The organism is Litoreibacter janthinus (assembly GCF_900111945.1).
Classification (GTDB): Bacteria; Pseudomonadota; Alphaproteobacteria; order Rhodobacterales; family Rhodobacteraceae; genus Litoreibacter; species Litoreibacter janthinus.
The window spans coordinates 2,250,624-2,276,569 of sequence record NZ_FOYO01000001.1; the positions used below are offsets into that span (position 1 = coordinate 2,250,624).

The 25,946-nt window shown below is 57.6% G+C and carries 19 protein-coding genes; 13 read left to right on the forward strand and 6 right to left on the reverse strand.

Annotated features, from left to right (window positions below; translation table 11 throughout):
* Positions 1–19 precede the first annotated feature (19 nt).
* Complete coding sequence (locus tag BM352_RS11260; RefSeq protein ID WP_090220187.1) at positions 20–1,333, reverse strand: M48 family metalloprotease; 1,314 nt, start codon at positions 1,331–1,333, stop codon at positions 20–22.
* Positions 1,334–1,443: 110 nt separating this feature from the next.
* Between BM352_RS11260 and BM352_RS11265 the strand changes: the two genes are divergently transcribed.
* The 4 genes from BM352_RS11265 (at position 1,444) to prfB (ending at position 7,724) form a co-directional block, all read left to right on the forward strand.
* Positions 1,444–2,580 carry a pyridoxal phosphate-dependent aminotransferase gene (locus BM352_RS11265; protein WP_090216801.1) on the forward strand — a complete coding sequence of 379 codons (1,137 nt, stop codon included), beginning with the start codon at positions 1,444–1,446 and terminating at the stop codon, positions 2,578–2,580.
* Positions 2,581–2,641: 61 nt separating this feature from the next.
* On the forward strand, positions 2,642–3,847 hold the full coding sequence (locus BM352_RS11270) for an N-acetylmuramoyl-L-alanine amidase (protein WP_090216803.1): 1,206 nt from the start codon (positions 2,642–2,644) through the stop codon (positions 3,845–3,847).
* A 117-nt stretch (positions 3,848–3,964) separates the two neighbouring features.
* A complete protein-coding gene (locus tag BM352_RS11275) occupies positions 3,965–6,487 on the forward strand; it encodes a penicillin-binding protein 1A (protein ID WP_090216806.1) in 2,523 nt (840 codons plus the stop codon).
* A gap of 109 nt (positions 6,488–6,596) precedes the next feature.
* Positions 6,597–7,724: a peptide chain release factor 2 gene (gene prfB / locus BM352_RS11280; RefSeq protein ID WP_090216808.1), complete on the forward strand. Its 1,128-nt coding sequence runs from the start codon at positions 6,597–6,599 to the stop codon at positions 7,722–7,724.
* Here the strand turns inward: prfB and BM352_RS11285 are convergent.
* The 5 genes from BM352_RS11285 to bcp all read right to left on the reverse strand — a co-directional run bounded on the left by BM352_RS11285 (position 7,721) and on the right by bcp (position 12,519).
* On the reverse strand, positions 7,721–9,202 hold the full coding sequence (locus tag BM352_RS11285) for an MFS transporter (RefSeq protein ID WP_090216812.1): 1,482 nt from the start codon (positions 9,200–9,202) through the stop codon (positions 7,721–7,723). The two genes, prfB and BM352_RS11285, sit on opposite strands and share 4 nt — an antisense overlap.
* 6 nt (positions 9,203–9,208) lie before the next feature.
* Positions 9,209–9,733 (reverse strand): bactofilin family protein, encoded by a 525-nt coding sequence (locus BM352_RS11290; RefSeq protein ID WP_090216814.1) that lies wholly within the window; start codon positions 9,731–9,733, stop codon positions 9,209–9,211.
* A complete protein-coding gene (locus tag BM352_RS11295; protein ID WP_090216816.1) occupies positions 9,723–11,069 on the reverse strand; it encodes a M23 family metallopeptidase in 1,347 nt (448 codons plus the stop codon). The genes BM352_RS11290 and BM352_RS11295 overlap by 11 nt, the downstream gene beginning before the upstream one ends.
* Positions 11,070–11,242: 173 nt before the next feature.
* Entirely contained in the window at positions 11,243–12,040 is a 798-nt protein-coding gene (locus BM352_RS11300) for a ferritin-like domain-containing protein (protein WP_090220190.1), read from the reverse strand.
* A gap of 17 nt (positions 12,041–12,057) precedes the next feature.
* Complete coding sequence (gene bcp, locus BM352_RS11305) at positions 12,058–12,519, reverse strand: thioredoxin-dependent thiol peroxidase (protein ID WP_090216817.1); 462 nt, start codon at positions 12,517–12,519, stop codon at positions 12,058–12,060.
* Positions 12,520–12,630: 111 nt separating this feature from the next.
* Between bcp and BM352_RS11310 the strand changes: the two genes are divergently transcribed.
* The 9 genes from BM352_RS11310 (at position 12,631) to BM352_RS11350 (ending at position 25,938) form a co-directional block, all read left to right on the forward strand.
* Positions 12,631–15,993, forward strand: a complete 3,363-nt coding sequence (locus tag BM352_RS11310) for a YhdP family protein (protein ID WP_090216819.1) — start codon at positions 12,631–12,633, stop codon at positions 15,991–15,993.
* A 10-nt stretch (positions 15,994–16,003) separates the two neighbouring features.
* Positions 16,004–17,041, forward strand: a complete 1,038-nt coding sequence (gene queA, locus BM352_RS11315) for a tRNA preQ1(34) S-adenosylmethionine ribosyltransferase-isomerase QueA (protein WP_090216822.1) — start codon at positions 16,004–16,006, stop codon at positions 17,039–17,041.
* A 109-nt stretch (positions 17,042–17,150) separates the two neighbouring features.
* Positions 17,151–18,446: an MFS transporter gene (locus tag BM352_RS11320; protein WP_090216824.1), complete on the forward strand. Its 1,296-nt coding sequence runs from the start codon at positions 17,151–17,153 to the stop codon at positions 18,444–18,446.
* Positions 18,447–18,533: 87 nt separating this feature from the next.
* Positions 18,534–19,112 carry a DUF924 family protein gene (locus tag BM352_RS11325; protein WP_090216826.1) on the forward strand — a complete coding sequence of 193 codons (579 nt, stop codon included), beginning with the start codon at positions 18,534–18,536 and terminating at the stop codon, positions 19,110–19,112.
* Between the two features lie 13 nt (positions 19,113–19,125).
* The gene (locus BM352_RS11330) at positions 19,126–19,821 is read left to right on the forward strand and encodes an SGNH/GDSL hydrolase family protein (RefSeq protein WP_090216828.1); all 696 of its coding nucleotides are present in this window, start codon (positions 19,126–19,128) and stop codon (positions 19,819–19,821) included.
* A 112-nt stretch (positions 19,822–19,933) separates the two neighbouring features.
* Positions 19,934–21,331: a dihydrolipoyl dehydrogenase gene (gene lpdA, locus BM352_RS11335; RefSeq protein ID WP_090216830.1), complete on the forward strand. Its 1,398-nt coding sequence runs from the start codon at positions 19,934–19,936 to the stop codon at positions 21,329–21,331.
* Positions 21,332–21,461: 130 nt separating this feature from the next.
* Positions 21,462–22,598, forward strand: a complete 1,137-nt coding sequence (locus BM352_RS11340) for an MFS transporter (RefSeq protein WP_139229825.1) — start codon at positions 21,462–21,464, stop codon at positions 22,596–22,598.
* An 89-nt stretch (positions 22,599–22,687) separates the two neighbouring features.
* Positions 22,688–25,576, forward strand: a complete 2,889-nt coding sequence (gene uvrA, locus BM352_RS11345) for an excinuclease ABC subunit UvrA (RefSeq protein WP_090216834.1) — start codon at positions 22,688–22,690, stop codon at positions 25,574–25,576.
* Entirely contained in the window at positions 25,573–25,938 is a 366-nt protein-coding gene (locus BM352_RS11350; protein WP_090216837.1) for a hypothetical protein, read from the forward strand. Before uvrA ends, BM352_RS11350 begins: the two co-directional genes overlap by 4 nt.
* Positions 25,939–25,946: the final 8 nt, after the last annotated feature.

The window sequence follows — 25,946 nt, forward strand, 5'->3', positions numbered from 1 at the left end:
GCTTTTTTGTCCGGCCTTTTTATTTGCGGCCCTTGCGTCCTTTCGGGGCTGCTGACGCGGCTGCCAGAACATCCTGCGCACGCAACCAACCCGAAGAGCCACGCGGCAATGCGCCCGAGGCGCGCTTGGCGTGGATCACTGCATCATCATAGCGCCCCAGAACTGCGTAACGCTCCGCCGTCGCCACCGAGGCCATGGCGTTTTGCCCGTTCTTGGCATGGGCCAGCGCCAGATTGCGCAGCATCTGTGGATCACCCGGGTCGCGGGACCGTGCGCGAATTAGAATAGCGAGCGCCTGTTTCGCTGCACCCGCAGACCCTTGAGCAAGTAATGCCCGTCCTAACCCAGCTTCGATCAGCGCCTCGCGCGGAGCCAACGCCAAAGCTTGCTTGTACGAGCTGACGGCGGCATCGAACTGGCGTCCCTCTAGAAGGACTTGACCTTTCAATTCATGATAATAGGGGTCACGTGGGCGCATCTTCAGCAGCGCATTCATCTCTGCGAGTGCTTTCTTGAGATTGGGTGTCTTGTGATACGCAATCGCGCGTCGAAGCATTGCAATCTCTCCATTTCCTTTGCTTTCAGCGCGGCGCAAAACATAGCGCGGATTGCCTAAGAATCCGCTGAGCTTGGCCGACATACGGGCATACCAATACTGCGCCTCTGGCGTCGTTGGCTTGACGCGGGATTTGTAGCTGGCGGCGTATCCCTTCACGGCGCGCAGGCGGTCCTGCGACAGCGGGTGCGTGCGCGCATAAGGGTCTTGGCGACCCGGACGAAGCGCTTCCTGACCTCGGAAAATCTCCAAAATGTCGGTCATCGCGGCGGGGTCGAGATTTGCGCTGGCCATATAACGCATTGCGGATTGATCTGCGGAGGATTCTTCGGCCCGCGTATGGGCAAAGAACCGGCGCGCTGCCGAACTGCTTGTGCCTGCGGCCAGCCCGATTGCCGCGTCACCATTCCCGCCAATAGCTGCCGCCGCAGCGAGTGCCATTCCGATTGCTGTTACGCGTCCGGCCACGCGTGCATTTGTCGCGCGGCGGGTTAGGTGACCGTTAGCGATATGGGCAAGCTCATGGGCAATGACTGCTTGCAGCGCCTCTGGACGCCTGAGTTTCGTGATAAGGCCGGAGTGGATGAACACGTGATTGGCGTCGACCACAAAGGCGTTCAATTTCGAGTCGTTGATCACCAAAATGCGGATCCGACCGACCCCGAACCCTGCGGAGCGCAGAACAGGTTTGGCGAGCTGCTGAAGCGCTTGTTCGATCTCGGCATCACGGATTAGGCTGACGGCATGAGCAGGCACCGTCGCAAAGGCGGTAGCCATGAAGAACAAAGCAAAGCGCAAGAGTTTCAAGGCAAGATCCTTTCGGCCGATTGACCCCGACGCCGAGGACTGGTTTGAAGTGCGAAACGCCATAACCCTGCGAGGATATCATGCGAAGTTCAAGCCGTGGCGATGTCGATCCCTTCATTGTTATGGATGTGATGGAGCAAGCCCGTCGTCTGGAGCAGGCCGGGCGTTCGATCATTCACATGGAAGTCGGGCAACCGGGGACGCCTGCACCGAAAGCTGCCCGCGCCGCATTGGCGCAAGCGATGGAGCAGGAGGCGCTTGGCTATACTGTCGCACTCGGGTTGCCGGAACTGCGCGAAGGGATCGCGAGGTTATATGCGGACTGGTACGGCGTCCAGGTTAGTCCGGAGCGCGTCGTCGTCACCGCAGGCTCGTCTGCCGCGTTCGTTCTGGCCTTTACCGCATTGTTCGAAGCCGGGGAGGCCGTGGGTGTGACCGAGCCGGGATATCCGTCCTACCGCCAAATCCTCAAATCGCTCAGCCTGACCTCGTGGCCGATCCCGACACATGCGAAGGATCGTCATGTTCCCAAAATGCCAAACGAAAAATTGGCAGGGCTTATCGTGGCATCGCCCGCGAACCCGACGGGGACGATGTTATCAAAAGACGATCTGGGCCAGTTGATCTCAGCGTGCCAGAAGCAGGGGACTGCCTTTATTTCGGACGAGATTTACCACGGAGTTCAGTATGAGGGCCGCGCGGTGTCGGCATTGGAGCTGTCCGATGACGTGTATGTCATCAACTCCTTCTCTAAGTACTTCTCGATGACGGGATGGCGGCTGGGGTGGATGATCGTGCCAGAGGATCACGTCCGCCGCATCGAACGTTTGGCACAAAACATGTTCATCTGCGCCCCGCATGCTGCCCAGATTGCAGCCCTTGGCGCGTTGGGTGCCCGCGACGAGACCGAGGCAATGCTGGCGGTTTATAGGGAGAACCGACGCCTCATGCTGGAAGGGTTGCCACAGGCCGGTTTCAACAAGATCGCGCCACCGGACGGAGCATTCTACATCTATGCCGACGTCTCGGACCTGACCCAAGACAGCCTTGCCTTTGCTGCGGAAATTCTTGAGCAAGCCGGGGTCGCGGTCACGCCTGGCTTGGATTTTGATCCGGTTCGCGGCCACACTACGTTGCGTTTTTCCTATGCGCGCAGCACTGCGGACATCGCCGAGGGCTTGGACCGATTGAAACGGTTTATGGCTGAGCGGAAATAATTCGCCCCTTCGCCCGGCTTGGGAATCCTGCTAGGATGCTGGCAAAACAATAAGGGCGGTCATGAGCAGGCTGATCTCACTTTCGGTGGCTGCGTCCCTTTGGGGCGTGGGAATGACAGGTGTCGCGGAGTCGCAAGACCTGCGTGCGCTGGCACGTGTCGATATGTCGAGCTCTGTTGTGGAAGACAGCTATGGCGCGACGTCGCTTTCGCTGGCGCTCACGCAGGCGGTTCCCTACCGCGTGCAGGTCTTTGATGGGCCGCCAAGGATCGCGCTGGATTTTCGCGAGGTGGCATTTGAGCCGGACCTGAGTGTGCTGGACCGCTCCGACCGTGTTGCGCAGCTTAGGGCAGGGGTGATCCGCGATGGCTGGTCGCGCCTTGTTCTTGAACTGACCGAGCCGATGCTCGTGGCCTCCGCTGGCATGGAAACCGACCCGCAGGACGGGGACGCAGTTATCAACCTGCACCTAAGGCCTGCGTCCGAAACCGAGTTTGCTGTGCGTGCCGAGGCCAATCTGACGCAGATCGTGGCGTGGGAACGTCCGGCGGAAGCCGCCGCGGATGCGCGGCGGATGATTGTTGTCGATCCCGGCCATGGTGGGGTGGACCCAGGGGCTCAACGGTTCGGCGTGAACGAAGCCGACATCATGCTTCAATTTGCACGGGAACTGCGCGAACAGTTGCTCCGCTCTGGACGTTATGACGTCATCATGACCCGCGAGGATGACAGCTTCGTGTCGCTTCCCCAAAGGGTGTCGCTGGCGCGTGCCGCCGGGGCTGACGCGTTTTTGTCGCTGCATGCCGATGCTTTGGCAGAAGGCCGCGCCACAGGCACAACTATCTATACGCTGTCGGATGACGCCTCAGACGAAGCGTCGGCGAAACTGGCAGAGCGTCAGGACAGGACGGACATTTTGGCAGGTGTGGATTTGACTGCGCAGGACGACCAGATAGCGACTGTGTTGATGGATTTGGCGCGGGCCGAAACAACGCCGCGCACCGACCGGTTGGCAGAAGCCTTGGTCGATGGGCTTCGCAATACTCTGGGCAAGCTGCATAAACGCCCAAGGCTGGAAGCAGGATTCTCGGTGCTCAAGGCTCCCGATATTCCATCGGTACTGATCGAGCTTGGTTTCATGTCATCCCAAACGGATCTGGACCGGTTGCAAGATCCAGTCTGGCGCAGTCAGGCCGCGGCGGGAATCGTTGACGCTATGGACCTATGGGCGCTTGAAGACGCGGCAATCGCGGCAGGGCGGCCCTGAACATGAAAAACGTGATCAAAATTGGCCAGATTCAGCTGGTTTTCCCCCAAGGGGCGTTTTGACCTTGGGCGGCCCGACACATATATACTGTGCAACACGCATTTGGGGGCAAAGCTAATGCTGCGCGCGATTCTATCCTTTTTCGGGTCGATCTTTAGTCTGATCTGCATCGGCGCTTTTGCGGTGGCGTTGCTGATCGGCGCGATCTTCTTCATGTACGCGCGCGACTTGCCTGACACGGACCAGCTTGCCCAATATTCTCCACCGACCATCAGCCGGATTTATTCGGGACAAGGTGCGCTGATTGACGAGTTCGCTCAAGAACGCCGTCTGTTCGCCCCCGCAGACCAAATTCCTGATATGGTGAAGCAGGCATTCATCTCGGCAGAGGACAAGTATTTCTACACCCACAAGGGCTACGATCCGTTGGGCATGGCCAAAGCCGCATTGGACGCCGCACAAGGCGGGCGATTGCGCGGGGCCTCCACGATCACCCAGCAGGTTATGAAGAACTTCCTGCTGTCTGGCGACCGCTCGGCCGAGAGGAAGATCAAGGAATTGATCCTCGCATCGCGCATCGAAGGCACGCTGAGCAAAGATAAAATTCTGGAACTGTATCTGAACGAAATCTTCCTTGGGCAGAACAGTTTCGGCGTGGCAGCGGCGGCACAAACCTACTTCAACAAGACCCTCTCCGAACTTGAGGTAGAAGAGGCGGCTTATCTGGCAGTGTTGCCAAAAGCGCCGTCGCGCTACCACCCTGTTCGCGAAGCAGAGCGTGCCATCGGACGCCGCAACTTCGTCCTGCGCGAGATGTTCGAGAACGGCTACATTACCGAAGATGTGTACAAGATCGCGCGCGAGAAGCCGTTGGATACTGTTCAAAGCGGAAGCTTTGCAGACTTCAAATCTGACCTGCCAGACCGTGACTACTTCACCGACGAAATCCGCCGACAACTGTCCAAGGACTTCGGCGAAGAGGAGTTCTTTGGAGGCGGTCTGACCATTCGCGCGACGGTGGATCGGGAGCTTCAGGACGAGGCTGCAAAATCCCTGCGCCGTGCTCTGGAAGACTATGATCGTAGCCGCGGTGTCTTCCACCGCGTGAAAACCAAAATCGAAGCCGACCAGCTTTCGGGCGAGAACTGGAAGTCGGCTCTGAATGACACCGTATTCCCGCGGGACGTCGAAGGCTGGAAGGCCGCGGTCGTTTTGGGCTTCGAGGGGAGCGATGCGATCATTGGCGTCGAAGGCGTGAGCGAAAAAGGCCGTATCCTAGGTGCCGACGTAAAATGGGCGCGCCCGCGCAACGCTGAAGGCAAGCTCGGCAAAGCATCTGCGAATGCGGACAACCTTTTAGATGTGGGCGATGTCGTCCACGTCCTTGCACGCGATGACGGCACTTGGTCGCTGCGGCAGGTGCCGGAAGTGCAGGGCGGTTTCATGGCCATGGACGTTAACACCGGCCGCGTGCTGGCTATGCAGGGCGGCTTCTCGTATCAGGCGTCGGTGTTCAACCGCGCCACACAAGCCACCCGCCAGCCCGGCTCCAGCTTCAAGCCGTTCGTTTACGCAGCCGCGCTTGATAGTGGCTTCTCCCCCAACACCATCGTCGTGGACGCGCCGATCGAGATCAACACGCCGCAAGGCCTGTGGCGCCCGAAGAACGCGTCGAACCGCTTCTATGGGCCGTCGCCCGTACGCACGGGCATCGAGCAATCGCGGAACCTGATGACCATCCGTCTTGCTCAAGAGATCGGCATGGATACTGTTGCAGCCTATGCCGAACGCTTTGGCGTGTATGACGATATGAACCCGTTCCTGTCTAATGCCCTCGGCGCTCAGGAAACGACACTGATGAAGATGGTCACAGCTTACGCCATGTTCGCAAATGGCGGCGAGCGGGTTGAGCCTACCTTGGTCGACCGCGTTCAGGATCGCTGGGGCCGCACGGTTTACCGCCATGACAAGCGCAGCTGCGAAGATTGCCAGTTGACCTCACTTGATCCCGACTTTGCGCCTACGATTACCTCCAGCCGCGAACGCGTCATGGACGCGATTACCGCGTATCAGCTGACCTCGATGATGCAGGGCGTTGTGCAGCGCGGGACAGCCCGCAAAACGGTAAACCTGAGCGTCCCAACTGCTGGCAAGACCGGTACAACCAACGACGCCAAGGATGTTTGGTTTGTTGGGTTCACTTCGAACATCGTAGCAGGCTGCTACATCGGCTACGACCGCCCGCGTGGCCTTGGTCGGGGCGCGGGTGGTGGCGGCATGTGTGGTCCGGTATTCAACCGTTTCATGAAGAAAGCCACGGCCAAGTATGGCGGCGGCAAGTTTGACGTCCCACCCGGCGGATACTTCGTCAAGATTGACCGCTTTACAGGGGCAGTGTTGCCGTCCAATGCGAGCGGTGACCACGTTGTCGTCGAATATTTCCGTGAAGGTGAAGAGCCGGCTTACGGGCTTGGCGCAATCATCGACGGCGGCTTTGCAATGGGCTCTAACCTGAACCTGTTTACGCGCGGCGATGACGATGTGACGGCGGTGACGGAAGTGACAACCTCAACCGGTAAAAAAGCAGTTATCCCGAAACGCGCCAACTTTGGAACGCTTAGTGCGGGCGGGTTGTACTGACCCCGCCTGCGCAGCTGATCCGAAAGCCAGAGCCGAGTTGAAGCCTGCTTGCGTGGCGGCGGGCTCTGGCCTATCACCTTGATCTAACCAGAATTGCAGGACTTTTCCCATGCGTGCCGACGCTCAGAACAACGTGGATGCTATCGAAAAATCTCTGGCGCTGTTGCGCCAGCGGATGGATTGGGAGACGGCAGCCTATCGTCTGGAAGAGTTCAATGCGCGTGTCGAGGATCCAAACCTGTGGGACGATCCAGAAGCTGCGCAGAAGCTGATGCGCGACCGCCAGACCCTGGTAGATTCCATCGACAGCTATAGCGCGATGAAGCAGGACCTTGATGACAATATAGAGTTAATCGAGCTTGGTGATATGGAGGGCGACACGGATGTCGTCGCAGAGGCCGAGGCCGGTCTTGTGGCTCTGAAGGAACGCGCCGCCGCTGCCGAGTTGGAAGCGCTGCTGAATGGGGAGGCCGATGCAAACGATACCTTCCTGGAGATCAACGCGGGCGCAGGCGGCACCGAAAGCTGTGATTGGGCGTCGATGCTGGCACGGATGTACACCCGATGGGCTGAAAAGCGTGGCTATAGGGTTGAGCTTCAATCCATGTCGCCGGGTGATGAGGCGGGTATCAAATCCGCAGCCTATAAGATCAGCGGTCACAACGCTTATGGGTGGCTCAAGTCCGAAAGCGGTGTGCACCGCCTTGTGCGCATTTCGCCCTACGATTCCGCGGCCAAGCGGCACACATCATTCAGCTCGGTTTGGGTCTATCCCGTAGTCGATGACAATATCGAGATTGAAGTGAACCCGTCTGACATCCGCATTGATACCTACCGTTCATCCGGCGCAGGCGGGCAGCACGTGAACACGACTGACTCGGCGGTGCGGATCACGCATGAGCCAACCGGCATCGTCGTCACAAGCTCTGAGAAGTCACAGCACCAGAACCGCGACATCGCCATGAAGGCGCTGAAGTCGCGCTTGTATCAGATGGAACTCGACCGCAGAAACGCCGCGATCAACGAGGCACATGAGAACAAGGGCGATGCTGGTTGGGGGAACCAAATCCGGTCCTATGTTTTGCAGCCTTACCAGATGGTTAAAGACCTGCGCACGAACCACGAAACCTCCGACACCAAAGGTGTGCTAGATGGCGATCTGGATGGGTTTATGGGGGCCACGCTGGCTATGGACGTGTCGGGCAAGTCCCGCGCCGAGGCGCAAGCCGAAGACTAAGGTTTTCGCCGAGCGGCTGCGCGACCGCCGATCAAAGCAACAATCGCAGACAACAAGCAGACGCCAGACGCGCCCCACGCTACCTTGATGAAAGCTGCGTTGGTGGCTGCTGTGTGTCCGGGATCGCGCATGATCTCGCCAAAGGTTGCGGGTCCGTCCGCAGCTCCATAACCAATGGCGACGATGCTGCCCATGATTGCGACCGCGATCAAGCTTGCCATGCGCGTGACAGCGTTGTTGATGCCTGAGGCTGTCCCTGTTGCGTAGGGCGCGACAGAGCCCATGACCGCGGATGACAACGGAGCTACGACAAGCCCCATACCAATTCCTTGCAAGCACATGGCAGGAAGGACCGCGCCCCAAAAGTTCAATGTTGGAATAACCAACGCCAGCGCTCCATAGCCGGTGGCAAGGACCAGAGAGCCTGCAACCAAAAGCGGTGTGGGGCCAATCCGACCTGCGAGCTTGCCCGCAAAGCCGGAGAGCAAGGCTATGAAAATTGAAAGGGGTGCATAGGCCGCAGATGTTGTGATCTCGGACTCGCCCCAGCCGCCGACAACGACCATGGGAAGGTACATCAAGATGGCAGAAAATGCGAAATAGATACCAAACGCCACAATATTGGCCGCCGAGAAGCCAACATTCTGAAAGAGCGTCAGTGGCATCATCGGGTGTGGACTCCGCGCCTCGATACGGAGGAAGAGCAGAAGTGTTAGAAGTCCGACCACGCCGATGGCTACGGCACCGCGACTAACTGTGTCACCATGCTCTGCGCCACTTAGCGACAAAGCCAGCAGACCAAGCCCTAAAACAGCAGTAATTCCGCCGGGAATGTCGAGACCTCGCTCTGGTTGCCCCGGATCCTGAGCGATCTTAGTGAACAGGAAGTAGAGGGCTAGCAAACCCAGCGGCAGGTTAACGGCAAAAATCCAACGCCACACATCTGGTCCGCCAAAGGTCAACACCAGTCCGCCGATGATCGGTCCTAGCGCGGAGGTCACTGCGGCAGACGCGGCCCATATTCCGATCGCACGAGACCGCTCCTCCCTAGGGTAGGCGCGGCTAATCAGGGCCAACGATCCGGGAACCATGAATGCAGCGCCCAGCCCTTGAACGGCGCGGGCGCCGATGAGGAAACCAGCTGTCGGCGCAAAGGCGCACGCCATGGAGGCCAACACGAAAAGCGCGATACCCCCGCCAAATACCCGAGCGAGACCGAATCGATCTCCAGCCGCTCCCCCCACAAGGATCAGAGCGCTGAGGGTCAGCATATAGGCGTTGGAAATCCACTGTGCTTCAATCAGTGTCGCGCCAAGCGACATGCGCATGGCGGGTAGGGCGATGGCGACGATGGAGCCGTCGATAAAGCCAAGAGAGGAAGCAAGGATAGCCGCGATCAGAAGATAGACGCGGCTTTCAGGCGTACAGAGAGGTAACGTCCTTGGATCATTGCGGTCCAAGGACGCTAGGTCCGGCATGCGCGCTTAAGCTTTTGGGGCTTCAGACGAGGCTGGCGCAGGCGCAGGTGCAGCGCCTTTTTTCGGTGCGCCAGTGTTCAGCGGATCATCCTGACGTTGGACAGAGCCTTCAAAATGAGCCCCGCTTTCGATCGCGATGGTCTTGTGAATGATGTCGCCTTCAACCCGTGCAGTCGAAGTCAAACGGACTTTGAGGCCGCGAACACGGCCAATCACACGGCCGTTGACGACGATGTCGTCAGCAACGATTTCGCCTTTGATCACAGCGGTCTCACCAACCGTCAGCAGGTGGGCGCGGATATCGCCTTCCACATTGCCTTCAACTTGGATGTCTCCGGTGGTCTTCAGGTTGCCTGTGATTGTCAGATCAGTCGACAGGGTCGAGGGCGGTGCCTTCGGACGAGGGGCCGACGATGTGAAGTCCGGCTTGGAGGCCGAGCCGGAGGATGGTGCTGTCGCCGGAGCTGGCGAAGCCGAGGCGTCGTCAGATGGTTTTGCACTTGGGTCGTTGATTTTGCTTTTAGAAAACATCGCGTCCTGCCTTGATATAGGTCATCGGGTTGACCGGAGTTCCGTTCAGACGGACCTCGTAGTGAAGATGGGTGCCGGTGACACGGCCAGTGGCTCCCATATCACTGATACGGTCTCCACGCGATACCCTTTGACCCACTTTTACACGAATATTTGAGTTATGGGCATAGCGGGTTTCAATACCAAAGGCATGTTTAATTTTCACGAGTTTGCCGTAACCCGACTGCCAACCGGCGTGGGTAACAACGCCATCGGCGGTCGCATAAATCGGTGTGCCGCGTGATCCAGCGAAGTCCACGCCCGCGTGCATCCGGCGGCCAGCCCCTTTGGGGTCACGACGGTAGCCAAACGGCGACGTGAAGCGGAAGGCTGATTTAACGGGCATCGCAACGGGGGATTTGTCTGCGGCAATGCGGAATAGGTTAATGCGATCCAACTCTTTCAGCAGGCGATTGGCGCGGGTCGAGGTTTGATCGGTGATCGTCCCGCCACCTGATGTGGACATGGTCGCCGGAAGCAGGGGGCCACCTTGACCGGAATAGCCGCGACGCACTTCGCGCAGGATGCTTTCCGTTGGCATGCCCGCAGCACGGAACATCTTGTCCAATGGCTCCAGTGAAACGGTGACGGCTTCTTCCAAACGTGAGAAGATTTGCTCGTTGCGGTCTTCGTTCATCTTAAGGGCGAAGCGCAGCTCGTCGGCGGCATCGATGGCGCTTTGAGCGTCTTGCGCGATTTGGTCGCGTTCTGCGGCGGTTTGCTCCAACGCGCTGGTCAGAAACGCAACAGAGCCGTCGACTGTGCGCGCGCGCGCCAGCATCGGAGCATCTGCGCTTTCGTCTGCGTTCAGTTGCGCTGTGAGGATTTCAGTCTCGTCGCGGGCGGCGTCGCGGTCTTTAATTGTCTTGCGCAGGGTGGTCTGGATCACTTCAATGCCGGTTTCCAGTTCGTTGCGGCGATCTTCTGACGCGAGCAGGGAGGACTGCATTTCGGAGATTTGCTCCAGCGCGACATAAAAGCGGTCATGCGCGGCTGCAGCCTCAACGGCACGGTTGTCACGCTCATTCGACAAGGCGTTCAATCGGGCCTCATAGATTGCCCGTTCGCGCTGAGCCTGCTCGCGCGCATTGCCTGAGCTGATCGTGTCCATCAGGAAAATCGCAGTTACAACGAAGGTCCAACACGCGATCGCCGCACCGCCCAGAATGATCCCTGCCTGCATCGTCGGGCGCAAACGGATAAACCGTGTGCCTTCCTCGGATTTCAGAAACAGTCGTTGTTCTGGCAATTTGCGTTCAATTGCATGATCTAATGCGCTGAAAAGGCGTGTTTTCACAGTTCTTGTTCCCGTTTTCCCCAGACGTCTCGGCCAACCAAGGGTCCCCACCTTCCGTTAGCTTGCGGTTGCTTAAACTTTGATCGCTATTGGCGCAACAATTAAGGCCCGCACTGTGACAACAGGTGCCTGTTTGCGCCCATTTTGGCGATATCTTGCCGATTTACTGGGGTTCAGGGTTTTGTTCGCTCAACCAAGGGCCAGTAGAAATCCGGCGCAAGGCCCGCTTCGGCGCGTTTTTCTTCGTTGAAGGGAGGTTTGAGGGCCCCATGGAAATACCGCCGGACGAGGCTATGAAATGTTGGCGTCGGGTCCAGATCGTGACGCCCGCATAGAAAGTGAAACCACTTGGAGCCATAGGCAACATGAGCCACTTCCTCGGCGTAGATGACATTCAGAGCATCCACTGCGGGCTTGTCCTTTGCCTGCTTGAACAGCGCGATCATGCCGGGGGTTACGTCCAGCCCACGCGCTTCTAACACCATGGGCACAACTGCCAGCCGACCCATGATGTCTTGCTCGGTTTGTGTCGCGGAATTCCACATTCCCGCATGGGCGGGCAATGCGCCGTAATGGCTGCCCCGCGCTTCAAGACAGTCAGCTATTAAGTTGAAATGTTTCGATTCATCATCAGCGGCTTGAACCCAGTCGTCATAAAATCCGATGGGGAAATCAATGTCAGGGAAGCGCGCAATGATGTCCCAATGCAGATCAACCGCATTCAGTTCAATATGGGCGATCGCATGAAGCAGTGCGATCCGACCTTCAGGCGTTCCAGGTTTGCGCAAAGGCACGTCGCGCGGGTCCAATAGTTCTGGTTTGTCAGGACGTGAAGGCATGTCCGGAGGCTGTGCCGTGCCTAAGGGGATTGCCCGTTCGGCTGCTCGCGCGTCGCGCCAGGATTGAGCAAATTCACGCGATAGAGCAGTTTTTACCCGAGGGTCCGCAGTCGTGAGGACGGCCACCGCCATATCGCGCAAACAAAACGTCATACTGACCGCGCAGCCTCCAGAACCGCTTCTACATGGCCGGGGACGCGCACTTTGCGCCATTCTTGAAGTATCTTTCCATCGCTGCCAATCAGGAAGGTAGACCGCTCGATGCCCATGTAGATTTTGCCATACATGCTCTTCTCTTTCCAGACTCCGTATTGCTCGCAAACATCGTTTTCCGCATCGGAGGCCAAGATGATCCCCAGAGCGTGCTTTTCGCGGAACTTGTCATGTTTTGCGACGCTGTCCTTGGAAATCCCGACGATTTCGCATCCCGCTTCTTTAAATGCCTGCAAGTGTTCGGTAAATCCGATCGCTTGCTTGGTGCATCCAGAGGTGTCGTCCTTGGGATAGAAGTACAAGACCACCTTGGCGGGACGAAGGGCCGACAGCGTCACACTGTCACCGCCATCGCGCGGAAGGGTGAAATCAGGGGCCATATCGCCAATCTGTGTCATAGGGGGCGTCCTTTGGTGTAGAATTGATGTGTCCCCAAGGTTAGGGCGCTGTATGTAAAGATAAAGGCCCAAACGCAACAGCTTGCGCCTGCTGATGAAAGATGAGGTGGCATGGTCGACGACGCCACGCAGATCAAGGACGAGGACACCCCCCCTGAGGCCGACGCCGCAGGGGAAGGAAAACCTCAACCTAAGCGTGTCAAACGTCGCCACCGGAAGCGCGGTGTCATTGTGCTGATGGCGTCGGTGATGGGTTCTCTTCTGACATTTACTTTGTTCTTAGCGATCGTCGCACTGGTTTCTGTCATGGGGCGCAGCGTCGAGCTGCCACAATGGGCCGTCGCGCAGATTGAAACACGACTCAATGCAGAGCTGCATGGCGAGAAAATCCAGCTCTCAACGATTTCTGTCGGCTTGCGCGATCAAGCCTATCGCCCCACCGTCGATGTGACGGGTGTCCAAATCTACAATGCCGAAGATGCTCCACTTCTGGTTCTGCCTCGCCTGCGCAGCAAGTTGGACACGTCAGAGCTTTTGCTGGGCCGTATCAAACTGGAAACGATCGAGTTACAGGGTGCGATCCTGGAGTTGAACCGCGACAAGAACGGCCAAATCGAGCTGGCCTTCGGCGCGCAAATGGGTGGCGCGCAGGTCGAAGCGGGTTCGATGGCCGAGGTCATGGGACAGATCGACCTATGGCTCGACGCCCCGTGGATGGCAGAGATGGAAGAGGTCAAGGCTCAAGAGTTGACCATCCGCCTCTCCGACCTGCGCAGCGGCGAGGTCACGATCGTCGAACAGGGCCAGCTCACGCTGACAAATGGGGATCGCGTAATCGCGCTGAATATTTCCTTCGATCTGGACCAACCCAGCGGCGCACCTGCACGGCTGTTTTTCGCGGCGGACAAAGCCAAAGGCGTCGAAGGTGCGCGACTGATTGGAAAGTTCAGCGATTTGCGCGCACGTGACCTTGCAGCGCAGGTGGGTGCCCTGAACTTCCTAAACGTATTGGACGCGCCTGCGTCCGGCTCACTCACGGCGGAGATCGACGCCGCAGGGCAGGTCGTTGCCTTGGCGGGAACATTGGACCTAGCCAAGGGCGTTCTACGCCCGACCGAGCAGGCAAAGCCCGTCCCGTTCAACTCAGCCAAAAGCTATCTGCGTTACGAGGCTGGGTCGGGGCGGCTGACTTTCGATCAGATCACATTGGATTCCCCGCAACTTCGTCTGACTGCAACGGGCCATGCTGATTTGCGCGACTTTGATGCCGGCATACCGCAAACTTTGCTGGGTCAGCTTCGGTTCTCAAACGTGCGTCTTGCACCTGAGGGGATGTTCGAGGCACCCGTAGCCTTCGCGGATGGGGCGTTAGACCTGCGATACCGCCCAACAGAGCTTTCATTGGATGTCGGGCAACTGCTCCTGCGCAATGATGGTGCGGAGATTGTGACGTCCGGCAGTGTTAATGTCCTTCCGGAAGGGTGGGCCGTTTCCCTTGATGCGGGGATCGAGACGATTGATTACGTCCGCGTCATGGCTCTGTGGCCCGAAACCGCAGCGGAGCAGACTCGCCAGTGGTTGATCGACAATATTCAGGAAGGACGTCTAGAGCACGCGCACGCAGCACTTCGCGTCGTGCCTGAAAAGCCTATCCAAGCCGCAGTCAGCTTTGACTTCGCCGACGCCAAGGTTCGCTTCCTTAAAACACTTCCGCCGGTGGAACAGGCCCGCGGCTACGCATCAATCACCGGCAACGCCTTCAACCTGAGCCTCAGAGAGGGAAGGGTGACGGCGCCGCTTGGTGGTGCGATCGAGGCTGGTGGCTCTGTCATGCAAATCCCCGACATGTCGGCGAAGCCTTCTGTCGCGACATTTGACCTGACGTTGGACGGCCCTTTGGCTGCGACACTCAGTTTACTGGACGAGGAGCCGTTCGAGTTTTTGGCGAAGTCCGGTCTGACACCAGACATCGCTACAGGGGCCGCCAAGATTTCGACCCGCCTGACGGTGCCTTTGACAAAGTATGTTGACGTGAAAGATGTTGGATACGTTGTGTCCGCTGAGGTGCGCGACGTAAAATCGGATACGTTGATCAAGGGGCGGTCGCTGCAATCGGACCTGATGGAGGTTCTTGCAGGCGACGGGGAGCTTTCTATCGCGGGCAAGGGCACGATCGACGGTGTTCCGATTGATGTTGTCTGGTCTCGCGATATTGGCGAGGGAACCGGTCGCACCAGCCTTGTGGAAGGGACGATAGAGCTTTCCCCTCGTATGCTAGAGACATTTAACGTCGGCTTGCCCAAGGGCAGTGTGTCCGGTTCTGGCCGCGCCAAAATGGCCGTGCGGTTGGTCAAGGGGCAAGTGCCGGATGTGACGTTATCTTCTGATCTGGCAGGTGTGGGGCTCGCAATTCCGTCCTTGGGGTGGGCAAAGCCTCAGGGCGCAAAGGGCAGTCTCGCGCTTGATCTGACGCTGGGAGATACCCCGAATGTGAAGGACGTGCGGGTGAATGTCAGTGGCCTTGACGCACGAGGCACAGTTTCGCTTAAGCCGAATGGTGGCGGGCTGGACAAGGCGGTCTTTTCACCGCTCAAAGTCGCCGGACGCCTGAACTCGCAAGTCGAGATCATCGGACGCGGCGCGAACCGCCAGCCCCAAGTGGTCATCAAAGGCGGTACCATCGACATTCGCAAGTTCGGAGTGACGACAGGCGGTCGCAGCACGGGCGGACCACCTTTGGAACTCGCGCTGGATCGATTGGTTGTAACTGACTCCATTTCAATGGATCAATTTCGCGGCAGCTTTCGCAATGACAAAGGGATCGACGGGACGTTCAAGGCCAGCTTGAATGGCAAGGCTCCGATTAGCGGGACCGTGGTTCCTACGGCGCAGGGGCCAGCGGTTCGAATCCAGTCCAGCAACGGTGGCAACGTAATTTCAGCCACGGGCATTTTCCGGAATGCGAATGGTGGAGATATGTCTCTGACCTTGCAACCGAACGGGAAACCGGGGCAGTTTGAAGGCTCGCTGACAGTAACCAACACCCGTGTGAAGAAAGCGCCGGCTTTGGCTGATCTTCTGGCTGCGCTCAGCGTCATTGGTCTGTTGGAGCAGTTAACGGGGGACGGCATTCTTTTCACGAACACCGAGGCACGTTTCCTATTGACGCCCGGGGGTGTGACCCTCAGAAGCTCGTCCGCTGTGGGGCCTTCGATGGGGATCACCATGGACGGAATCTACAACACAGGGACGAGGCGGATGGACATGAGGGGCGTGGTGTCGCCGATTTATGCGGTGAACGGCCTGTTCGGGGCGCTCTTTGCACCGCGCAAGGGCGAAGGGCTATTCGGCTTCAATTACACGCTGAAAGGATCAGCGGACGGACCGAAAGTCGGGGTTAACCCGCTATCCGTTCTGACCCCTGGTATCTTCCGTGAAATCTTCCGGCAGCCGCCACCAAAGCTGAGCAACTGAGACTGACACCATGAAACTAAGCGACTTTGACTTCGATCTGCCGGAGCGGTTGATCGCCACACGCCCGGTTGTGCCGCGAAGTGCCTCACGGCTGCTTGTGGCGACACCGGATCAACTTTCCGATAAGAGCGTCTTCGACTTGCCCGATCTACTAGGTGCGGGCGACCTGCTTGTGTTGAACGATACAAAGGTCATTCCTGCAAGGTTGTTCGGACATCGTGAGCGCGATGGAAACGTCTCGAAGATCGAGGTCACGTTGTTATCCCCAACGCCTGACGGCACATGGCGTGCGCTCGTGAAACCGTTGCGGAAGGTTCGTGACGGCGAGTCCATAACCTTTGCGGCAGGTCTAGAAGCGACGCTACTTGGACGTGACGACGGGCAGGCCACGCTTGCGTTCAACTTACAGGGCCAAGCCTTTGACGATGCGCTGGCCGAGGCAGGGCAAATGCCGTTGCCGCCCTATATCGCCGCGAAACGCGCCGCAGATGCGCAGGACAAAACCGACTACCAGACTGTTTTTGCCAAAACCACGGGGGCCGTCGCGGCCCCCACGGCGTCTTTGCATTTTGATCAAGCCCTGCTGGAGAGGCTTGCTGCCAATGGCGTCGAATTTGCACATGTAACGCTTCACGTCGGAGCAGGGACATTTCTGCCGGTAAAGGTCGAGGATGTGCAAACCCACAAGATGCACGCGGAATGGGGGCGCGTGCCAGAGGCAGCCGCGGCCCAGATAAGCGCGGCAAAAACGGAAGGTCGACGGGTCATTCCGGTTGGAACGACCGCATTGCGACTGATCGAAAGCGCAGCCACCGGGGACGGGCAAATCGGCCCGTGGCAGGGCGAGACCGACATCTTCATTTACCCCGGCTTCACCTTTCAAATCGCGGATGCATTGATGACCAATTTCCACCTGCCGAAATCGACGCTGATGATGCTCGTCTCCGCGCTGATGGGTCAGCAAAGGGTGCGCGAAATTTACGATCATGCCATAGCCCACGACTACCGTTTCTTCTCTTACGGGGATTCCTCACTTCTCTTGCCCTAGGCTTTGACGCTGGTGGCCCTTGTGAGGTCGGACTTGGGTCTCTATAGGCGCCCTCAATCGGATACGCCTTCGAGTGAGCGTGACCTTCATCGGGATCAAGGGACGTAATATGTTTGAAGTTCTAAAGTCTTCATGGGCGCTTCTGTTGGGGATGATGTTGTTGATGGTCGGCAACGGCCTTCAGGGCTCGCTTATCGGTGTGCGGGGCGGGATCGAAGGGTTCAGCACGTTCGAGTTGTCATTGATTACGTCCGGCTATTTCCTTGGGTTTCTTGGCGGCTCGAGACTGGCACCGGGATTTATTCAAAGGGTCGGCCACGTGCGTGTGTTCGCAGCATTGGGCTCCTTTATTTCTGCGACGTTGATCCTGTATCCTGCGGTAACTGATCCTATTGCGTGGGTCATTCTTCGGGTCATCATCGGGTTCTGTTTCTCTGGTGTTTATGTCACCGCGGAAAGTTGGTTGAACAATTCTTCCTCCAACGAAACGCGCGGACAGGCCCTGTCGCTTTACATGATCGTTCAAATGGTCGGGATTGTAGCCGCGCAAGGGTTGCTGAACGTGGCGGATCCCGGCGGGTTTATCCTGTTCATCATCCCGTCAGTGCTGGTGTCTATTTCCTTTGCACCGATCTTGCTGTCTGTCGCACCAACGCCTGCGTTTGGAACAACTCGGCAGCTGAGTTTTAGAGACTTGTTCAAGGTCTCTCCCCTAGGTGTGATAGGGATGCTGCTGCTAGGCGGAGTGTTCTCGGCTCAATTTGGCATGTCGGCTGTTTACGGAACGGCGGCAGGATTCTCGGTCCCACAGATTTCGGTCTTCGTCTCCTCGATCTTCGTGGGCGCAATGATATTGCAATACCCGATTGGCTGGATGTCGGACCGGATGGATCGGCGCGTTTTGATCCTTTGGGTGTCAGCGCTGGCCTGCGTCGCCGCATGCGTTGCTTGGGTGTTTGGTGACTACTTCCCCGTGCTGCTGGCCTGTTCTTTTGTAATCGGGGGGATGACAAACCCGCTGTATTCCTTGCTGATCGCCTACACCAACGACTATCTGGAACCCGATGACATGGCAGGCGCCTCGGGCGGGCTGTTGTTTGTAAACGGGCTTGGCGCGATTGCAGGCCCTGTTGTGACGGGTTGGTTGATGACCCAGTTCGGCCCATCGGGTTTCTGGTTGGTGATTATGGTGACAATGGCTGTGACCACCGCTTACGCCGCATACCGAATGACTCGCCGTGCATCGGCCTACTCGGAGGAGGACGAATACGAAGCAGTTCCATACGCGGCGGTTGGTCCTGGCTCTACGCCCTACATCGCTGAGATGGCGCAAGAGTACTATGTGGAGGCCGCAGAAGAGATCGCTGAGGCAACAGACGATGTGGCCGATGAGACCAACAATTAATCAAGTTGTTTAAAAAGGCTTGCGGTTTTGCCTTTGAATTGTAACAGTTTATTAACACTTGGGGGCGGCGGCACGGGAGGAATTGCCATGTCTACACCTGAGAAAGTGCTTTCGTTCTGGTTGGATGAACAGGGCGAGAAGGGCTGGTACGCGGGAGGCGAGGCGCTAGACGCCGAAATTCGTGATCGGTTCGAGCCGCTTTGGCACAATGCTATGAAAGGCGGGCTGTCGATGTGGATGACCTATCCAAGCGGCGTGTTGGCCTATATCATTCTAACCGACCAGTTCCCGCGCAACATGTTCCGAGGAACTGAACAGGCCTTCGCGTCAGACCGTCTGGCATTGGCCGTTGCAAAAACAGTTATCAGCAAGAATTGGGATTTGAAGATTGATGAGCCCGCGCGGCAGTTCTTCTATCTTCCTCTGATGCATTCCGAGAGTGTGACCGATCAGGAACGCTGTGTGCGTCTGTTTATGACGCGCATGCCGCAAACAGGGGCCGGCAATCTGCTCCATGCAAAGGCTCACCGCGAAGTCATCCGCAAGTTCGGGCGCTTCCCGTATCGCAACGAAGCCCTTGACCGCAGGACGACGCAGACCGAAAACGCCTATTTGGAAGACGGTGGATACGGAACAACCGTAAACGCTGTGAGTGCCGCAGGCTAAGGATCAGACACGCGTGAACCTCTATTTTCGTCAGCAGTTGATGGCGGCCTGTCTCGTATTGGCCGCGTCCATCCCGTCTTATGCTCAGGGCAAGGAAGACATTCTGGTCATCGGTGACAGTATGTTGGAATGGCAAAGCATAAGGGGGGCTTCAATCCCACAGGTGCTGCAAAAGCGCACTCGGCGCTCGGTCGAGAACCGCGCGGCCTCTGGCGCGAAGCTATATCTCACCGGTGCCACGGGCAAAGCACGTAGCGTGATCCCCACGCAATACACCAAAGGCGACTGGAATTGGGTTGTGGTCAATGGCGGCGCGAATGACCTGTTGGCAAAATGTGGTTGCAACCAGTGCGACGGTGTATTGGACCGTTTGATCACCAAGGACGCCAAGGCAGGCGTGCTTCCTGATCTGGCGGCCCAGATCCGCAAAGACGGGCCAAAGGTAATCCTGCTGGCATATTATCAGGGCAACAAACGGCCGAACCTGTTCTCGCGCTGCGAGCAAGTGGTCAAAGAGTTAACAGAGCGTCAACGCCGCTTGGCGGAGCGGATGAAAGGCGTTGAGTTCGTCCGGACGAAAGCCGCGATTGATCCTTCCAACCGCAGCCATTTTGCCCTTGATGGCATTCACTTGTCCCGAAAGGGGACGCGGAGGGTAGGAGCATTATTGGCCAAAGCCCTTGAGCAATTGGAAAAAAACCAACGCTGAAAGTTATGCAGTGAAAGCATGACGCAACGGCACATTCTCACATTGCTTTGCGGGGTGAAAAAAAGTAGTTTAACGCTAAACTACTTCAAACTCGACCCGGGAGAAAGACATAATGGCCGCGAAATCCTTCGATCTTATCGTAATTGGGGCAGGCCCCGGCGGCTATGTCGCCGCAATTCGGGGTGCTCAGCTTGGGCTCAACGTGGCCATTGTAGAGCGGGAGCATTTGGGCGGTATTTGCTTGAATTGGGGCTGTATCCCGACCAAGGCGATGCTGCGATCTTCCGAAGTGTTCCACTTGATGGAACGGGCTAAGGACTACGGCTTGAAGGCCGATAATATCGGGTATGATCTGGATGCGGTCGTCAAACGCTCGCGCGCCGTGGCAGGGCAGTTGTCGGGCGGCATCGGCCACCTGATGAAAAAGAACAAGATCACAACGATAATGGGCGAAGCCACAATCCCAGCCAAAGGCAAGGTCTCGGTCAAAACTGATAAGGGCACAGAAGAGCTGACCGCGAAAAACATCGTGCTGGCCACCGGTGCACGTGCACGTGAACTGCCGGGCTTGGAGGCTGACGGCGATACAGTCTGGACCTACAAACACGCACTGACGCCCAAGCGGATGCCCAAGAAGCTTCTGGTGATCGGGTCCGGCGCAATCGGGATCGAGTTTGCCAGCTTCTACAACACGCTGGGTTGCGACACGACAGTCGTAGAGGTGATGGACCGTATCCTGCCCGTAGAAGACGCTGAAATTTCCGCCTTCGCCAAGAAGCAATTCGTCAAGCAGGGCATGAAGATCATGGAAAAAACCATGGTCAAACAGCTCGACCGTGGCAAGGGCAAGGTAACGGCGCATATCGAAGCAAACGGCAAAATCGAGGGAGTCGAGTTTGACACTGTGATTTCTGCGGTCGGCATTGTTGGCAATGTCGAAAATCTGGGGCTGGAGGCGCTTGGTGTCAAAATCGACCGCACCCACGTGATCGTAGATGAATACTGCCGCACAGGTGTCGATGGGCTGTTCGCCATTGGCGATATCGCCGGCGCTCCTTGGTTGGCGCACAAAGCGTCCCACGAGGGCGTCATGGTGGCAGAGCTGATTGCAGGCAAAAACCATGTCCATCCGGTGCGTCCCGAGAGCATTGCAGGTTGCACCTATTGCCATCCTCAAGTGGCCTCCGTCGGTTTCACCGAAGAAAAGGCGAAAGAGGCAGGATACAAAATCAAGGTTGGCCGCTTCCCGTTCATTGGCAACGGCAAGGCGATTGCTCTGGGAGAGCCGGAAGGTATGGTCAAAACCATCTTTGACGAAAAAACCGGCGAGTTGCTGGGCGCCCACATGATCGGCGCGGAAGTGACAGAGCTGATCCAAGGCTATGTCGTCGGGCGCGCCTTGGAGACAACCGAGGAAGATCTGATGAACACCGTCTTCCCGCACCCGACGCTGTCAGAGATGATGCACGAATCTGTGCTTGATGCGTATGGTCGCGCGATCCACTTCTGAGAGGGCCATGATCTAAATGGGCCGCTCGCGCGGCGCATGATCCTTGATTTGGCGCGTGGGGCAACCCGCGCGCCTTTTCTGTGCGGCATAGCAGATTGACGCGGTGCTTCGTGCAGCGCAAAACGCACACATGGCTCCACAAAAAACAAACTGGCTTTTGGTCTTTTCTCTGCTTTTAGCGGGGCTTTTCGCAGCTGCGCAGTTTGGCAAGTTGACGCTGACGCTGCCGGTATTGCGGGACACCTACCCAGAGGGAGGGGCGTTCGTGCCTGTGCTCATCTCGATTGTTGGCATGGTCGGGATCGTGCTTGGTGCCGTCGCGGGATCTGTTGTCGCTCGGATCGGGGTGGCTCGTGCACTTACCTTTGCACTGTTTGCGGGCGGCGCGTTGTCCCTACTGGAGGCGAGCCTGCCTCATATCTCGCTTTTCGTGGCGTTGCGCGTGGCCGAAGGGCTGTCGCATCTGGCGATTGTAGTTGCGGCTCCGACCTTGATGGCGAGCGTTGCGTCCGACAAGGACCGTTCGGTGGTGATGGGCATTTGGGCTTCGTTCTTTGGGATTTCGATGGCATTGACCGCTGCGATACTCCCGTCTCTTTTGGCCTTGGGCGGGCTGAGCGCGGTGTTCCTGGCGCATGGCGTTGGAATGCTTGCGATGGGGTTGGCATTGCTGGTGCTTCTCCCGCGCGAGCGTATCGCAACCCCCGTCCCGATTTCCTATCCGGCAGAGCATCATATTATCTATTCAACACCGCGCCTGCTGATCCCCGGTGGCGGTTTCGTGTGGTACACGATCCTTTACATTGCACTACTTGCTGTGTTGCCCGTCGCCCTTGATCTGCCAGTCTGGGCTATCACGGCATTGCCGTTGATCAGCATCGGAGGCACCCTTGTGGGCGGTGTGCTTGGCAAACGTGTTGTGCCCGATCAGCTGGTGATTGTGGGCTTTGCTCTGACCATTGCCGCAAGTGGTTTGGTCTATGTCGCTAGCCCCGCCATTTGGCCCCTGTTTGCGCTGTTCTTTGTCATGGCGCTGAATCCTGCGGCGTCCTTTGCCGCCATCCCCTATTTCAATGACAATGCAACCGACCGCGCCCGTGCAACAGGTGGCATTGCGCAGTTGGGCAATGTGGGAACCACCACTGGCACACCGCTTTTCGTGATCACCTTCGATCAGGCGGGGCTGGGGGGCGTATGTCTTTTGATGGCCGTGTTTTGTGCCATTGGGATCGTGTGCACGGCTTTGCTGCGGGCGCGGATCAAATAAATCTGTAGATGTTCGCTTAATGTTCTGATAACCCGTTGGAACCTCCGGCCAGACGTATTAAGTGTGGCTCAACACATCTGGGGTGGACCATGGCTGAGTTGAAGAACATCGAAGTGCGCGGCGCGCGCGAGCACAATCTGAAGAACATCGACGTAGACATCCCCCGCGATCAGCTTGTGGTGATCACAGGGCTGTCGGGCTCTGGCAAGTCGTCGCTCGCTTTCGATACGATCTATGCCGAAGGGCAGCGCCGATATGTCGAGTCGCTGTCGGCCTATGCGCGTCAGTTCCTTGATATGATGGAAAAGCCGGATGTGGATCACATCTCTGGGCTTAGTCCTGCCATTTCCATTGAGCAAAAGACAACGTCGAAGAACCCGCGCTCGACCGTCGGGACGGTCACTGAGATTTATGACTACATGCGCCTGCTGTTTGCCCGCGTCGGCACGCCGTATTCGCCGGCCACGGGTAAACCGATCGAGGCTCAACAGGTCCAAGATATGGTTGACCGCGTTATGACGATGGAGGAGGGGACGCGCGGCTATCTGCTGGCTCCGATCATTCGCGACCGCAAAGGCGAATACCGCAAGGAATTCATGGAGCTGGCCAAGCAAGGCTTTCAACGTGTCAAAGTCGACGGCGAGTTCTACGAGCTCGACAGCCCCCCGACGCTGGACAAGAAATACCGACACGACATCGACGTCGTGGTTGACCGCATTATCGTGCGCGAAGGGCTGGAAACTCGGCTTGCGGACAGCTTCCGAACAGCGCTTGATCTGGCGGATGGGATCACCATTCTGGAAACCGCTCCGAAGGAAGGTGAGCCCGAGCGAATTACATTCTCGGAGAAATTTGCCTGCCCTGTTTCCGGCTTCACCATCCCCGAAATTGAGCCGCGCCTGTTTTCATTCAACGCGCCATTCGGGGCTTGCCCTGAATGTGACGGCCTAGGGGTTGAGTTGTTCTTTGACGAGCGCCTTGTCGTGCCTGACCAGACGCTCAAGCTGTACGATGGGGCGCTTGCGCCTTGGCGGAAGGGCAAAAGTCCGTATTTCCTTCAGACCATCGAAGCCATCGCAAACCACTACGAATTCGACAAAAACACCCCTTGGAAGAACCTTGATGCCCATGTGAAGCAGGTATTCCTCTATGGTTCGGGCGATGATGAAATTCCGTTCCGCTATGACGAGGGTGGTCGTGTCTATCAGGTGACCCGCAGTTTCGAAGGCGTCATTCCGAATATGGAGCGCCGCTACCGCGAGACGGACAGTAACTGGATTCGCGAAGAGTTTGAACGGTACCAGAACAACCGCAAATGCCATGTCTGCGAAGGATACCGTCTTCGCCCCGAGGCCTTGGCCGTGAAGATCGATGGCTTGCACGCGGGCCAAGTGGTTGAGATGTCGATCAAGGAAGCGTTCGACTGGTGCGAGAATGTTCCCGCCGCCTTGAGCAAACAGAAAAACGAGATCGCACGGGCAATCCTGAAAGAGATCCGCGAGCGCTTGGGCTTTCTGAACAATGTGGGTCTTGAGTATCTGACACTGTCGCGCAACGCGGGCACGTTGTCGGGTGGTGAAAGCCAGCGTATCCGACTGGCGAGCCAGATCGGCTCCGGCCTGACCGGGGTTCTTTACGTGCTCGACGAGCCGTCGATTGGCCTCCATCAACGTGACAATGATCGGCTGCTGACGACGCTGAAGAATCTACGTGACCAAGGCAATACCGTGATTGTGGTGGAGCATGACGAAGAGGCCATTCGTGAAGCGGATTATGTCTTTGATATAGGCCCAGGGGCAGGGGTGCATGGCGGTCAGGTCGTGGCCAAAGGTACGCCAGCTGAAGTCGCCGCGACCGAAGGCTCGATCACCGGCGAATACCTGACAGGCAAACGCCAAATCCCTGTGCGATCCGAGCGGCGCAAAGGAAACAAGAAGAAGCTGACCGTCGTGAAAGCGTCGGGAAACAACTTACATGACGTTACCGTCGATTTCCCTTTGGGCAAATTTGTCTGCGTCACGGGTGTGTCCGGCGGTGGAAAGTCCACGCTGACCATTGAGACTCTGTTCAAAACGGCGTCGATGACGCTGAACGGCGCGCGTCAAACTCCGGCCCCTTGCGAGACGATCAAGGGTCTGGAACACCTCGACAAAGTTATCGACATCGACCAGCGCCCTATTGGGCGCACACCGCGCTCTAACCCTGCGACCTACACGGGGGCTTTCACACCGATCCGCGACTGGTTCGCAGGGCTGCCAGAGTCCAAGGCGCGAGGCTACAAGCCCGGTCGCTTCTCGTTCAACGTGAAGGGCGGGCGGTGCGAGGCCTGCCAAGGTGACGGCGTCATTAAGATCGAGATGCACTTCCTGCCCGACGTTTATGTTGAATGCGAAACCTGTAAGGGCGCGCGGTACAACCGTGAAACTCTCGAGGTCAAGTTCAAGGGCAAATCAATCGCAGACGTTCTGAACATGACGGTGGAAGACGCACAGGATTTCTTCAAGGCGGTGCCCTCGATCCGCGAGAAGATGGACGCGCTCATGCGGGTGGGGCTGGGCTACATCAAGGTTGGCCAGCAGGCCACAACGCTATCCGGCGGCGAAGCGCAACGGGTGAAATTGTCTAAAGAACTCGCCAAACGCTCGACCGGCCGCACGTTGTATATTTTGGACGAGCCGACCACTGGGCTGCACTTTGAAGATGTGAAGAAGTTGCTCGAAGTGCTTCATGAGCTGGTCGATCAAGGCAACTCCGTCATCGTGATTGAGCACAATTTGGACGTCGTGAAGACTGCCGACCACATCATCGACATTGGGCCTGAAGGCGGCGATGGCGGTGGTCAGGTCGTGGCAACCGGCACGCCGGAACAGGTGGCGGAGGTCGACGGCTCTTACACAGGCTATTATCTCAAGCCGATGTTGCAGCCCAAGAAGCCCCTGCCGAAGGTGATCGATAAGAAGAAGGTGGCAGCGGAGTGACGTTCGATGTCGTGAACAAGCTGGCCTTTGCGATCACAGCAGCGCTTTGCTTGGTATTGTTGTTCTTTCCTGCGCCGATCTACTGGCTTTTTTCCATCGACGCGTCGGCCTCTGCTGATTTTATTGCCCGCCGCGCTGCGATGCTGTTTGCAGGCTTTTCGGTTCTAGCCCTTGTCACGTCCGACACGGAAAGCGATGAGGTCAGGCAGGTCGTATCTTTGGCCTTCGCCGTCAGCATGGCAGGGCTCATGATCTTAGGCTTGTTCGAGCTATTTCGCGGGGTAGCGGGACTTGGCATAATGCTCGCCGTCGCAGTCGAAGCGTTTTTTGCTTTCTACTACATCCGCTTTTGGCGAGATTAATTTCTTCG